Consider the following 13549-nt stretch of genomic DNA (forward strand, 5'->3'; position numbering starts at 1 on the left):
GGCGGCAAGGGGGGTCAAACCGCCTCGAGATAGCTCAGCCAGTGATCTTCAGGAGTGATGCGTTCAAATCGTTCAACTTCCTGTCGCTTGGTCATGGTCAGGTACTGGATCAGGTCAGCCGAGAAAAGTCGGGCGACCAGGGGGTCGGTTTCAAACCTGTCAATTGCAGTTGCCCAGTCCGGCATCAGTTGGGGCAGGTCTTCAATATCGTAAGCATTGCCTGTGATCGGGGCAGGGGGGTGCAGGCCGTCTTCGATCCCGACAAGGGCTGCGCCCAATACCGCCGTCAGCATCAGGTAAGGGTTGATGTCACCACCCGCGACGCGGTGTTCGATGCGCCGCGCTGCTGGTGTTCCGCCCGGGATGCGAATTGCGGCTGTTCTGTTCTCATAGGCCCAGCAGGCCCCGGTCGGCGCATGCGCACCCGGTACAAGCCGCGTGTATGAATTGCCATGCGGAGCAAAAATCAACGTGCTGCCAGGCATGGCCGCCACACAACCCGCGACGGCGGAATGCAGAATGTCGGTCCCTTCAGGCCCGCCATTGTCAAACACATTGCGCCCGCGTTGGTCCAGCACCGAGAAATGCACATGCATCCCATTGCCCGCGTCATCGGCATAGGGTTTTGACATGAATGTTGCGGCAAACCCGTGTTTGCGCGCCAGACCGCGCGTCAACGCCTTGAAAAGCCACGTATCGTCGGCACAGCGCAAGGCATCCTGATGATTCAGGTTGATTTCGAACTGGCCAACGCCACTTTCCGAGATGGCGGTTTGCGCGGGGATGTCCATGGCGGCGCAGCCATCGTAGAGGTCTGTGAAGAAATCCTCGAACGCATCCATTTCAGCGACCGACAGAACGGATTCATGCAGCAGGCGGCGCCCGGTGATCGGGTTCAACGGAGGTTGCGGTTGCGCGCCCGAAGCATCGATGAGCGTGAATTCCAGCTCGGTCGCGGCAACGACTGACCAGCTGCGGTGGGCATAACGGTCAAGAACGGCAGACAGAGCGTGACGCGGATCGCCCGCAAACGGCGTACCTGCATCGTCATACAAGCTCATCGGAACCAGCGCCGTTTCCTTCGGAAGCCAGGGCACAGGCACAGGACCCCGGTTGGTTGGGCGCAACACACCATCCGCATCGCCGGTTTCAAACACCAGTGGGCTGCCGTGAATGTCCGCGCCCCAGAGATCGACATTGAGCGCCGAAAACGGCATGCGCACGGCGCCTTTTTCCAGCTTTCCCGCATATTCAGGGGGCACGCGCTTGCCCCGCATCTGACCGTTCAGGTCACAGGCAGTCACACGAAAACTGTGCAGGGCGCTCAGGTCCATTTGGGGCTCCGTCAATTCTGTTTCCCCGTGATGTACTTCAATGGATCGGATTTGTCACCAAATTTGATCAAATTTTGATTTTTGGGTCAGATGTGGCTGCTCGACATAGTTTTTGGTTGAGTGCAAAAGTGGTCCTGCCGACAAAGCTCGCGTCTCGCATTTCCAGCAGTGAAAACATCATGGGAGTATCTGTTAATCCATTGAACATATTCCACAATGGCGTTGTCTGCGGCAAGTCAGAGAGTGGTTAGATTTTCTCAGTGTTGAAAGCGCGGCGATCGGATTTGATGCGACGCCTGAACCCGCAAAGCAGCTTCTTTTGGCGACTCCTCAAAAATTGGCTTATTTCGACGATTTTTCTATGATAGCTGCGGGTTTCGTACTCTTGAGGATGGTTGAGTTGACTGCACGTGGAAGAGATAACATTCAACACCATGCCACGCTGAGCATTGCCCCCATGATGGACTGGACCGACCGCCACTGTCGGTATTTTCATCGGCTGCTTAGCACGGAAACCTTGCTGTATACCGAGATGGTAACCGCACCGGCGCTTGTTCGGGGTGGGGCGCTGCATCTGTTGGATCATTCACCGCAGGAGCATCCCGTGGCTTTACAGTTGGGCGGCTCCGACCCGGAGGAGTTGGCGCAAGCAGCGCGACTGGGTGCTGATGCAGGATATGACGAGATCAATCTGAACTGTGGATGCCCGTCGGACAGGGTGCAGTCCGGTACTTTCGGGGCGGTTTTGATGAAAGATCCGGCGCGGGTTGCAGAATGCGTCGCAGCAATGCGCGACGCGGTAAATGTGGATGTCACGGTCAAATGCCGCATCGGCGTGGATGATCAAGAGCCCGAAGAAGTTCTGCCCGCGTTTCTTGAGCAGATCAGTGCGGCAGGTTGTCAAAGAGTAACGATCCATGCGCGCAAGGCGTGGTTGCAGGGGTTGAGCCCCAAGGAAAACCGCGATGTTCCACCGCTCGACTATGACCTTGTGCATCGGATGAAAGCCGCATTTGCGGATCTGCATATATCGATCAATGGTGGTATCGCCAGCTTGGACGAAGCAGCAGCACATCTGGACGCGGGTCTTGACGGTGTCATGATCGGTCGGGCGGCCTATCATCAGCCCGGTGATATCCTGGCAGATGCCGATCGGCGCATCTTTGGCGTTGGAACCGTTCGCGATCCGATGACGGTTGTTCAAGAAATGGTGCCCTATATTGAGATGCACCTTGCCAATGGCGGGCGTTTGCACCAGATCACACGGCATATGCTGGGTCTCTTTGCAGGGCGTCCCGGTGCGCGGGCATGGCGGCGCGCATTGTCCGAAGGGGCCGTGCATGAAGGGGCCGGGCCAGAAGTCATGCTACAGGCCCTGAACCACATAGCGCCGATGGCCGAGGTTTAGACGGCAAAGGGGAGACGATGCCCGAGACAATGTTGCTGGCCCAGATGATGGGCCTTTTGCTTGTGATCGGCGCGCTGGCCGGTGTGCTTGCCGGGCTGTTGGGAGTGGGCGGCGGTATCGTGCTGGTCCCCGCGTTCTTCTATGCGTTTCAAACGCTTGGCTATGGCGGTCCGCAATTGATGCAGCTCTGTCTAGCGACGTCGCTGGCCACGATCATTGTAACGTCTATGCGGTCGGTTCTTGCCCACAACAAGAAGGGCGCGGTGGATTGGGATATCCTGCGCGGTTGGGGTCCGGGTATTGTCGTCGGCGCAATTGTCGGAGTGCTGGTCGCATCGGCCCTGCGGACCGAGGCTTTGCAGGCACTGTTCGGAATTCTGGGCATGGTGATCGGTGCCTATCTTGGGTTGGGTCGCGCAGAATGGCGGTTGGGCGACGCAATGCCCGGCGGTATCAAACGGGCCGTCCTGTCCCCACTGGTCGGGTTTCTTTCCGTTCTGATGGGCATCGGCGGTGGCAGTTTCGGTGTGCCGCTGATGAGCCTCTATAACACCCCTATCCACCGCGCGGTCGCTACCGCTGCCGGGTTTGGGGTGATCATTGCCGTACCGTCGGTCATTGGGTTCTTGTTTGTGGATATCGCCCCCGAGCATCGACCCCCGTTGACCATTGGCACGGTTAATCTTGTGGCCTTCGGGATCGTTGTTGCAATGACAATGGTTACCGCGCCCTGGGGGGTAAAGCTGGCCCATGCGATGGACCCAAAACCGTTGAAACGTGTCTTCGCCGTGTTCCTGACGCTGGTCGCGCTGAATATGCTGCGCAAGGCCGTGGGCTTATGAGCGATTTTTTGGCCCGGGGCTGGGTGAAATTCCCGTATGACCCAGTGCTGGCCGAATGGGTGAACCACGCCTTGCCTGCCGCACAGACGTCTACAACGGACCCGGCCCATGCGGAATGGTTGGATTGTGAAGGGACGTGGTTCATCGGTGTAGACGCACTGCCCAATGACACGAAGGGCAGGGTCGGGCATTCCGGGCCTCTGACCGGGAAGGCCATGGCGTTCATCGACAAGCACTTTGGAGATTTACCGCTGCACAAGGGGCAGGTTTCGGTTGTTTATCCGGGTTATCCGCGCCCGCGCCGGGGCGAGAATGAAGCGGCCACCCGGTACCGTCGAAACAGGGATGCGGCCCATGTGGACGGTTTGCGCCCGACAGGACCGGATCGCCGCCGCCGGGTTGATGAACCTCATGCCTGGATTCTGGGCATTCCACTGACCGAGGCCAGCGCAGACGCGTCTCCGATGGTGGTGTGGGACGGCAGTCATCACATTCTGCGGTCCGCGTTCAGGCAGGCGCTTGAAGGGATGCCGCCTGAGGTCCTGCACGACGTTGACATAACGGACATCTACCAATCCGCCCGTCGCGAGGTGTTTGCGACCTGCCCAAGGATCGAGTTGCCTGCAAAGCCGGGAGAGGCCTATCTGCTGCACCGCCATTGCCTGCACGGGGTTGCACCTTGGGCCGAAGGGGCGACGGCGGGGCAAGATGGTCGAATGATCGCCTATTTCCGCCCCGAATGTGCCGGTGGAGTAGCAGAATGGATCGAATCCGCCTAACGTCCTGTCATTATTTGGCTTTGGAGGTTTTGACCGATGATGACGGTTCATACGAATTCTGACGGTGCACTCATAGAAGTCGAGTTGTCGGGGCAAGTAACCAGCGCCGATTACACCAATATTCTGGTACCCGCGATCGAGGCTGCGCTAACCGAACATGACACGGTTAGGTTACTGGCGATAATACAACCGGAATTCCAGGGGTACGATCTGGGCGCGGCCTGGTCTGACACCAAGTTGGGGTTAAGCCATTGGCGCGGGTTCGACCGGATCGCTGTTGTGGCGGATCAGGGCTGGGTGCAGACAAGCGTTCGTCTGGCTGCCCCCATTCTGCCCTGTCCGGTTCAGGTGTTCGATCTGACCGAGCTTGAGGGTGCCCGACGCTGGATGCGTGAGTCACTGGGATCGATCCACGTGACTGATCTGAGCGGCCCATGTGTTCAGATCAGCCTTTTGGGAAAGCTGGACCCCGAAAGGTACAAACAGGCAGAACGTGATCTGGATTCGCTTTTGCAGGACCGGCCAGGCTTTCGCCTGTTGATAGACCTCAGGGAATTTGATGGCTGGCAAGGGCTGTCAGCGCTTGCGGCGCATTTTCGGTTGGCCAGCCGACATATAGGGCAACTGGACCGCGCCGCGATCGTTGGGGACAAAAGCTGGCAGCGAATGGCGCAGAAGGTCGCGAGCCATGTTTTAGGGACCCGGACGCAGTTTTTCCCGTCCGAAGAGTACGACAACGCCAGCGCATGGCTGGCCGCCGGATAAACCTTTGACTGCGGAACGCCTGAGCAGGCAACACCCAATCGGTCAAGGTTCGTGACACAGCCTCGAATCCGGTCGTGCGATGTCAGGCATGATTCGGCTGCTGACGGCGGATTTTTCGCAGCTTCAGCCCCCGCTTTCCTAGTCTTGGCAAAGCGTGTCGAAAAGTGACGTTAGGAAATTATGCGCTTTTGTGAGTTTTTCTTGATTAAGGCATCAATAACGATCAAACGCCGCGTGTTTTCCCCCTTCTTGTGACGGGAAATACCTTTAGCCACACTCTGTCGCTGCGGGTTACCACTCACGTTGAACCTCAATGTTCAAGAGCTAGACCCCCTCGGAGCTCGAACTCGACCCGCAGTGGCACGGTTACTGGAAACGGGACGTCCGCAATGCCAATTAAGACTTTGATAGGAAGACTCACTAATACCAGAAAGACCAAACGTGCGGCTGACGTGCTGCAATCGGAATACGCGCGCAATGATGATCGGCGGTCCAAAACCAGCCAATCCGAGATTGCGCTTTTGTTTCAGAAAGAGTTGCGGGGCACCGCGCCGAACGCACCTATCCCGAAAAGGGCCACACAGCCGGCAGAAATGTCATCAAAACGTCTGCGCTGATCAGTCAGGAGCCATTCATGCGAGCGGCACGCCCGCCGCGCCGCTTGCTGAGACGCGGTTTACGAGAAGGCAGGTCGTTCATGATTTCAGCGCGTTCGCTGCTGTCCATCCTGGACCACCGAGAGATCTCGTCAATCGTGCGGTAACATCCGGTGCAGATACGCTCGGCCGGATGGACAACACAAATCTGGACACAAGGGCTTTCGACCTCATTGCGCTTCCAAACCATGTTCGCCATCGATCGGTCTCCGACCTGTTACAAAAAGCGCAGCCTGTCCAGCGCTCCCTGCAAGATATAACCTGCTGCAACGTGATCAATAACCTGTCCGCGACGTTTTCGTGACGTATCCGCCTCAAGCAGTGCTTTTTCTGCCGCAACCGTACTCAGCCGTTCATCCCAGAATCCGATAGGTAATTCCGTCAGACGGGACAGGTTTCGCGCAAATGCCCGCGTAGACTGGCAGCGCGGCCCCTCTGTGCCGTCCATGTTTTTGGGAAGACCCAACAGAATGCCGCCAATCTCGCGATCCGTTGCAATTTCAATCAACCGGGCGGAATCGAGTGTGAATTTCTTGCGCCTTACAGTCTCCAACGGGCTGGCCACGCCCCGCATCCGGTCGGAGACTGCGACACCGATGGTCTTTTCGCCCAGATCCAGCCCAATCAGCGCTTGCATCGGGGGCAGCGCCTTGGCGAAGTCTTCGAACACGTCGTGGATCATTTCGCAATCCCGGCTTGCAGGGCTGCGGCACCAATGATCTGCAACGCCTCGGTGTTTCCGGCAAACACCTCCAGCGCCTCATTGTGGATATCCATGGCCCGTTGGCCCTGACCCAGAACACCCAGTGCGGCGATCAAACGAGCCCATTCCTCGGGCGCGCCGCCTTCTGTCGCCAGGCGGTCGGACAACTGATCCACCATTCCCTGAATCATCTGCTGCCGTTCCTCGGGGCTCATTTCCGCTGCTGCGGCCATATCTTCGCGACTTGGGCCGGACGGTGCGCTCAGGTCCGGTGCATTGAAAACCCCTGCCCGAAAGGCCAACTCATCAATCTGATCCCGGATCGCGCCTGCCCATGGTGCGCCTGCCGGGGCTTCCCTCAGCGTTTCAACCCAAATGCGGTAGGCAAGGTCTGGTCGACCTGTCTGAACCAACATTTGCCCCCAATAGTATCGGGCCGGGCCATAATGGGGATCGCGTTTCAAAGCTTCGGCAAGGGCCTGTTCAGCTTCGGGCGACACGTATCCACCCGCAGCCAGGATCATCATCTCGGCAAAATCCGCGTAATGCTCGGCTGTGGCTGCGTCGCCTGACAGTTCGATCACCCTTTGTTGCGCGGTATATCCGTCCTTGAAGTTCCCTGAATTGGTCTCATGCTGCGCCAAAAGCATCTGCCCCTGCAAATCATCCGGGCGGGCCGCAACGGTCTCTCGCAACTGCTTGAGAAGGGACGCGTAATTTTCGTCAAGCTGCGCCGCTTGAGGTGGGGTCGCCAGTTCTTCTGCGGCGTTCTGGGACGGGCGATTGGCACGGACCTCCTCGGCCAGTTCCAGTCGCGCGGTCAGGGGCATGTCGGGCAACCCGACGGCGCCAATACGATGATACATCGCCATCGCGCCCCCGATGATGATCAGCATGACAACCGGGATTGTCACAATCGAGACGGTCCGTGATGGCCCGGCACCCGAGCCACCCTTTTTCATCTGTTCGTCAGCGGCAAGAATTCGTCGGGAGATTTCGGTGCGGACCCGTTCCGCATCTGCCTCACCAATCACCCCGCGCGCCAGATCCCGGTCCACACCGGTCAGCTGTTCGCGATACACCCGCAGATCGTACGCCGCCGCAGGTTCATCCCCGCGGCGTTTGCGCAGCAATGTGAAGCTCAGAAATGCCGCAATCAGAAGCGCGACAAGAAAAATCAGAACCCAGAACGTCATGGCCCCTCCGAAGATACTGCCCTGACTTAGACCTGTGGGGCGTCCGACAAAAGGGACAAATGGCCGCGAATGAACGACATGTCGCAATAGTGCGATATTGCGGCGTTGCGCGGCGCGGTTAAACTGTCGCCGCGCGGCATATCTGCGCGCAATCACCGAACCGGATGGATTCGCTTATGAAACACTACTCAGCCTTTGCTGTCGCGCGGGAGGCCCTGCGCTATCACACCGGATGGGAACGCGCCTGGCGTTCACCCGAGCCCAAGAAACGTTATGACGTCATCATCATCGGTGCTGGCGGGCATGGTCTTGCGACCGCGTATTACCTTGGCAAGAACTACGGCATTCAGAATGTCGCGGTGATCGAAAAAGGCTGGCTGGGTGGTGGTAACACGGGTCGAAACACAACGATCATCCGTTCGAACTACCTGCAGGATCCTTCAGCGGCGATCTACGAGAAAGCACGTGGCCTTTATGAGGATCTGAGCCAGGATCTGAACTACAACATCATGTTCAGCCCGCGTGGCGTGATCATGCTGGCGCAGACCCAGCATGAGATTCGCGGCTATCAGCGCACGGCCCATGCAAACGCCCTTCAAGGTGTGAAGACCGAATGGATCGGGCCTGAACGCGTCAAGCAACTTGTGCCTATCATCAATCTGGACGGTCCCCGTTATCCGGTTCTGGGCGGGCTCTGGCAGGAACGCGGGGGCACTGCGCGTCACGATGCCGTGGCGTGGGGCTATGCGCGCGCCTGTTCGGCGATGGGTATGGATATCATCCAACAATGCGAGGTCACCGGCGTACGCTCGGAAAACGGTCGTGTCGTCGGTGTAGACACCACCAAGGGTGCCATCGATTGTGACAAGCTGGGTATCGTCGTTGCGGGCCACTCCGGTCAACTGGCCGAGATGGCGGGCTTCCGTCTCCCGCTGGAGGCCGTCGCATTGCAGGCACTGGTATCCGAACCCATCAAACCCTGCATGGATGTGGTCGTGATGGCCAACACCGTGCACGGCTACATGTCGCAGTCTGACAAGGGTGAGATGGTGATCGGTGGTGGGACCGACGGGTTCAACAATTTCACCCAACGTGGCAGCTTCCATCATATCGAGGAAACCGTCCGCGCCTTGGTCGAAACCTTCCCGATGATCTCGCGCCTCAAGATGCTGCGCCAGTGGGGCGGTATCGTAGACATGACCGGCGACCGCTCACCCATCCTGTCGAAAACTCCGCTGGGCGGGTGCTTTATCAACTGCGGCTGGGGCACTGGCGGTTTCAAGGCGATTCCCGGGTCCGGCTGGGGCATGGCGCAACTGATGGCCACAGGTCATTCGCCGTTGACCGAGGCCTTCTCGCTGGACCGCTTCAAGGAAGGCCGCTTCATTGACGAAAGCGTGGCCGCCGGGGTGGCACACTGAAGGTGGGTCCGAGGTTGCCAAGAAACAGAATTCCGGTTGGCCATTGCGCCAACCAACCGCCAAAAGGATGACAACATGCTGATCCTGAATTGCCCTTACTGCGGCGTTGATGCCGAAGAAACCGAACTGGCCGCCGGTGGCGAGGCGCATCTGAAGCGTTTTGGTCCCGGCTCGTCCGATGACGAATTCCACGACTACCTGTTCATGCGCGAAAACCCCAAAGGCGTGCATTTTGAACGCTGGCGCCATGCCAATGGCTGCGGCAAGTGGTTTCACGCGGCACGCTGCACAAGCACGCTAGAAGTGTTTGGCACCTACACGGCTCAGACCTCCGAGCCGCCGCAGGACATCAAAGATGCCATCGCCGCAAAGCGCCCTGGATGGACCTGGAGAGAGTTCTCCTGATGCTTCATCTTTTCAAAAATACTCCCGCCGGAGGCTCCGACGCCTCCACCCGCGAAAGGTCCGCACAATGAGCACCCGTCTCGCAAAACAAGGCCGGCTGATTGACCGGTCGAAAAAGGTCACGTTTACCTTCAACGGCACGTCGATGCAGGGCTATGAGGGCGACACGCTTGCCTCGGCGCTGCTGGCCAATGACCAGATGATGGTTGGCCGGTCGTTCAAGTACCACCGCCCTCGCGGTGTCGTCGCAAGCGGTGCGGAAGAGCCGAACGCTCTGGTCGGGCTGGGGCAGGGCAACCGGTTTGAACCGAACCAGCGCGCCACCACGACCGAGTTGTTCAACGGCCTGACCGCGATCTCTCAGAACCATTGGCCAAGCCTTGAACACGACATCGGCGCTGTGAACACGGCGTTCGCCCGGTTCCTGCCAGCTGGCTTCTACTACAAGACGTTCATCCATCCGAAACCATTCTGGAAGCACGTCTACGAGCCGTTCATCCGTCAGTCTGCCGGTCTGGGTAAAGCGCCCGACAAGGACAGCCGCGATGCCGATACCTATGAGCACTTCTATGCCTTCACCGATGTTCTGGTCATCGGTGGCGGTGTGGCCGGCCTACAGGCGGCAAAGGCGGCAGCAGCTTCGGGCGCCAAGGTTCTGCTGGTCGAGCAGAGCGCGTATTGGGGCGGTCGCGCTCCGGTTGACGGCGGCACGGTTAATGATGAGCCTGTGGATAAGTTCGTGGAGCAATTGGTTTCCGAACTCGAAACAATGGACAACGTCACCATGCGCTCCCGCTGCATGGGCGCGGGTGTTTATGACCATGGTTACGTTCTGGGTTATGAGCGCCTGACAGACCACACGCCGGGCGTGCAAGGCCCGCGCCACCGCCTCTGGCGTATCCGCGCCAAGCAAATTGTAACCGCAACTGGCGCAATTGAACGCCCGTTGTCCTTTGCCGGTAACGATGTTCCGGGTGTGATGCTGGCTTCTGCCATGCGCGATTATGCCGTGAACTGGGGTGTCACCCCGGGCGAGCGTGTCATCGTCGCCACCAACAATGACGACGCCTATCGCACCGCGATTACGCTGAAGCAAGCGGGTGTGGATGTTTTGCGTATTGTTGACGCACGGGCAACGGCCGGACCTTTGGCAGAGGAAGCCCGCCAGTTGGGTATCCGCGTTGATCCGGGCAAGGCTATTGCCAAGGTCAAGGGCGGCAAGCGCGTCAAGAAAGTCGCCATCTGCAACCAGGAAGGTGTTGGAGGCGCTCGTGAAGAGGTTGAAGCAGATGCAGTGGCCATGTCGGGCGGCTGGTCGCCGGTCGTTCATATGTGGTCTCATTGCGGTGGCAAGCTGACCTGGGATGACGCGAATGCCTTTTTCCGCCCCGATCCCTCGCGCCCGCCGCTGGGCGCAAATGGTGAGGGCTTTGTTCTGGCCGCCGGGGCATCGAATGGTGCGCTGGTGCTGGGCGATGTTCTGACCGACGCCCACGCGGTGGGAAAAGCCGCAGCCAAGGCCGCAGGGTTCAAGCCGAAAAACATCAAGGCTCCGGTTGGCGAAACCACTGCAGAAGCACCGATGGAGGCTGTCTGGCTGATGCCGGCAAACGCCGAAATCCAGCTGCGCATGAAATCCTGGCTGGATTTCCAGAACGACGTCAAAGTCTCGGATGTGCAGCTGGCCGCGCGTGAGGGCTATGAGAGCGTTGAGCACACCAAGCGCTACACCACGCTTGGCATGGCAACGGATCAGGGTAAGTTGAGCAATATCAATGGTTTGGCGATCCTCGCTGATGCGCTGGAGTCCGAAATCCCGAAGGTCGGCACCACGACCTTCCGCCCGCCTTATACACCCATCTCGATGGGCGCGATCGGCGGCGAAGCGCGGGGTGATGTTTTCCAGCCGATCCGTCAGACCCCAATGCACAATTGGCACGACAAGAACGGCGCCGATTGGGAGCCGGTCGGCCATTGGCGGCGGACGTACGCCTATGTCCGCCCCGGTGAATCCGTGCATGACGCCGTGAACCGTGAGGTGAAGAACACCCGCGAAAACCTTGGCCTGCTGGACGCCTCGACGCTGGGCAAGCTGATCGTCAAAGGCCCCGACGCAGGCAAGTTTCTGGACATGTTGTACACCAACATGATGTCCACGCTGAAGGTCGGCAAATGCCGCTATGGCCTGATGTGTTCGGAAAACGGCTTCCTGATCGACGACGGCGTTGTCGCCCGCATCGACGAGGACACGTGGCTGTGCCACACCACCACCGGCGGGGCCGAGCGTATCCATGGTCACATGGAAGAATGGCTTCAGACCGAATGGTGGGACTGGAAAGTCTATGTCGCCAACGTGACCGAGCAATACGCGCAGGTCGCCGTGGTCGGCCCCAACGCCCGCAAGGTGCTTGAGAAACTGGGCGGCATGGATGTCAGCAAAGAGGCGCTGCCGTTCATGGAATGGCGCGATGGCAAGATCGGGGACTTCGATTGCCGTGCCTATCGCATCTCGTTCTCGGGCGAGTTGTCCTACGAAATCGCCGTTCCCGCCTCGCAGGGGCAGGCGTTCTGGGACGCCCTGATGGAGGCAGGCAAAGAACTCGGTGTGATGCCTTATGGCACAGAATGTCTGCACATTCTTCGGGCCGAGAAGGGCTTTATCATGATCGGCGACGAGACCGACGGCACCGTGATCCCGCAGGATCTGGGGCTGCACTGGGCGCTGTCGAAAAAGAAAGAGGACTACCTCGGTAAACGCGCCCATTCACGGACCCACATGGCCGATCCAGAACGCTGGAAATTGGTCGGTTTGGAGACTGTGGATGGATCAGTTTTGCCGGACGGTGCCTATGCGGTCGGTGAGGGTGTGAATGCCAATGGTCAGCGCAATATGATCGGGCGGGTCACCTCGACCTATTACTCGGCCAACCTCGGTAAAGGGATCGCTATGGGCCTGATCAAGCACGGCCCGGACCGGATGGGCGACGTGGTCGAGTTCCCGGGCACCGACGGCAAAACCTACAAAGCCAAGATCGTGGACCCGATCTTCTTCGATAAGGACGGGGAGAAGCAGAATGTCTGAACCTATCAGCGCATTGAACCACGCCAGCTATGATGGCATCGCTAATGTCAGGGAATGTGGCCTGCAAGGCATGATCACCCTGCGCGGTGACTTGTCCGACAAAAGCCTCGCCAAGGCCGTCAAGGACGCGACTGGGCAGAACGTACCCGGTCAGCGCGAGGCGCTGGTCAGCGGTGATACCGGCGTATGCTGGATGTCACCGGACGAGCTGCTGGTGCTGGTCCCTTATGCCGAGGTCGAGACCAAACTGGCCGCAATGGTCAAAGCTTTGGGAAAAACTCACGCACTGGCCGTCAACGTCTCGGATGCCCGCGCGGTATTCACGATATCAGGCGCCAGTGCACGAGAAGTGTTGGGCAAAGTCGCCCCGGTTGATCTGTCGTCCGAGGCCTTTCAACCCGGCCAGATCCGCCGCTCGCGCCTGGCGCAAGTGGCAGGCGCATTCTGGATGGACGATGCTGAAACCTTCCGCGTGGTCTGCTTCCGTTCGGCTGCGGATTACGTTTTCAAACTGCTGAAGGTTGCTGCGCAACCGGGCAGTGAGGTTGGAGTTTACTGACCGGTCCACACATCTGACGTCTTATTCGATGGCCGCCATGTCCTGGACAGGCGGCCCTTGAATTTTATGCTTCTGCAAAGCGATTTGAGTGGGGACACACAACAGGGTCAATCGAGAATTTCGTTGCACGACTTCTCCTGTTGCGGGAGCGGTGTGATTGAGCTACCGATCGCCAAAAGGCTAAAAGATCAGAACTTTATTATGAACTTCTTCAGGTTACTCGCAAGCGGCTTAATTGCGATTTCAACTATACCTAATGTGGCCATAGCCGAGAATTATTCAGAGACGTTTGAATGTATTTTTGGCAAAGGCCTGGCAAATCGGCCAACTCCGACCCGTGTTGTTTTTTCTGTTGACGTGTACGGGCGCTTGGCGTTGCTCCACGAAGTTGAAATGCGG

Annotated in this window: 13 protein-coding genes; 9 read left to right on the top strand and 4 right to left on the bottom strand. The window is 58.6% G+C overall.

All coding sequences use genetic code 11. From position 1 onward, the window contains the following. Nucleotides 1-14: 14 nt before the first annotated feature. Nucleotides 15-1334: a glutamine synthetase family protein gene (locus ACR0AP_RS00575; RefSeq protein WP_480504627.1), complete on the bottom strand. Its 1320-nt coding sequence runs from the start codon at nucleotides 1332-1334 to the stop codon at nucleotides 15-17. A gap of 400 nt (nucleotides 1335-1734) precedes the next feature. Here ACR0AP_RS00575 and dusA point away from each other — a divergent pair, with 400 nt between their 5' ends. From dusA to ACR0AP_RS00600, 5 genes are all read left to right on the top strand, one after another. Next, the gene (gene dusA, locus ACR0AP_RS00580; protein ID WP_480504629.1) at nucleotides 1735-2742 is read left to right on the top strand and encodes a tRNA dihydrouridine(20/20a) synthase DusA; all 1008 of its coding nucleotides are present in this window, start codon (nucleotides 1735-1737) and stop codon (nucleotides 2740-2742) included. A gap of 17 nt (nucleotides 2743-2759) precedes the next feature. Continuing rightward, nucleotides 2760-3584: a sulfite exporter TauE/SafE family protein gene (locus ACR0AP_RS00585; protein ID WP_480504631.1), complete on the top strand. Its 825-nt coding sequence runs from the start codon at nucleotides 2760-2762 to the stop codon at nucleotides 3582-3584. Next, nucleotides 3581-4363, top strand: coding sequence for a hypothetical protein (locus ACR0AP_RS00590; RefSeq protein WP_480504633.1), 783 nt, complete (start codon nucleotides 3581-3583; stop codon nucleotides 4361-4363). Before ACR0AP_RS00585 ends, ACR0AP_RS00590 begins: the two co-directional genes overlap by 4 nt. A gap of 36 nt (nucleotides 4364-4399) precedes the next feature. Further along, on the top strand, nucleotides 4400-5128 hold the full coding sequence (locus tag ACR0AP_RS00595; RefSeq protein WP_480504635.1) for a SpoIIAA family protein: 729 nt from the start codon (nucleotides 4400-4402) through the stop codon (nucleotides 5126-5128). 389 nt (nucleotides 5129-5517) lie between these two features. After that, on the top strand, nucleotides 5518-5745 hold the full coding sequence (locus tag ACR0AP_RS00600; protein WP_480504637.1) for a hypothetical protein: 228 nt from the start codon (nucleotides 5518-5520) through the stop codon (nucleotides 5743-5745). 4 nt (nucleotides 5746-5749) lie between these two features. On the opposite strand, the gene ACR0AP_RS00605 is transcribed toward ACR0AP_RS00600, so the two are convergent. From ACR0AP_RS00605 to ccmI, 3 genes are read right to left on the bottom strand one after another with little or no spacing between them, the layout of a single operon-like run. Continuing rightward, complete coding sequence (locus tag ACR0AP_RS00605; RefSeq protein ID WP_480504639.1) at nucleotides 5750-5983, bottom strand: DUF1289 domain-containing protein; 234 nt, start codon at nucleotides 5981-5983, stop codon at nucleotides 5750-5752. Between the two features lie 18 nt (nucleotides 5984-6001). Beyond that, nucleotides 6002-6466: a Holliday junction resolvase RuvX gene (gene ruvX, locus ACR0AP_RS00610; protein WP_267365234.1), complete on the bottom strand. Its 465-nt coding sequence runs from the start codon at nucleotides 6464-6466 to the stop codon at nucleotides 6002-6004. Continuing rightward, nucleotides 6463-7683, bottom strand: coding sequence for a c-type cytochrome biogenesis protein CcmI (gene ccmI / locus ACR0AP_RS00615; protein WP_480504641.1), 1221 nt, complete (start codon nucleotides 7681-7683; stop codon nucleotides 6463-6465). The genes ruvX and ccmI overlap by 4 nt, the downstream gene beginning before the upstream one ends. Nucleotides 7684-7859: 176 nt before the next feature. On the opposite strand from ccmI, the gene ACR0AP_RS00620 reads away from it, so the two are divergent. The 4 genes from ACR0AP_RS00620 to ACR0AP_RS00635 all read left to right on the top strand — a co-directional run bounded on the left by ACR0AP_RS00620 (nucleotide 7860) and on the right by ACR0AP_RS00635 (nucleotide 13150). Further along, on the top strand, nucleotides 7860-9104 hold the full coding sequence (locus tag ACR0AP_RS00620) for a sarcosine oxidase subunit beta family protein (RefSeq protein WP_480504643.1): 1245 nt from the start codon (nucleotides 7860-7862) through the stop codon (nucleotides 9102-9104). Nucleotides 9105-9179: 75 nt separating this feature from the next. After that, nucleotides 9180-9509 (top strand): sarcosine oxidase subunit delta, encoded by a 330-nt coding sequence (locus ACR0AP_RS00625; RefSeq protein ID WP_480504645.1) that lies wholly within the window; start codon nucleotides 9180-9182, stop codon nucleotides 9507-9509. A 67-nt stretch (nucleotides 9510-9576) separates the two neighbouring features. Continuing rightward, the gene (locus ACR0AP_RS00630; RefSeq protein ID WP_480504647.1) at nucleotides 9577-12591 is read left to right on the top strand and encodes a sarcosine oxidase subunit alpha family protein; all 3015 of its coding nucleotides are present in this window, start codon (nucleotides 9577-9579) and stop codon (nucleotides 12589-12591) included. Then, entirely contained in the window at nucleotides 12584-13150 is a 567-nt protein-coding gene (locus ACR0AP_RS00635) for a sarcosine oxidase subunit gamma (RefSeq protein ID WP_480504649.1), read from the top strand. The genes ACR0AP_RS00630 and ACR0AP_RS00635 overlap by 8 nt, the downstream gene beginning before the upstream one ends. Nucleotides 13151-13549: the final 399 nt, after the last annotated feature.

The organism is Ruegeria sp. AF7 (genome assembly GCF_056541885.1).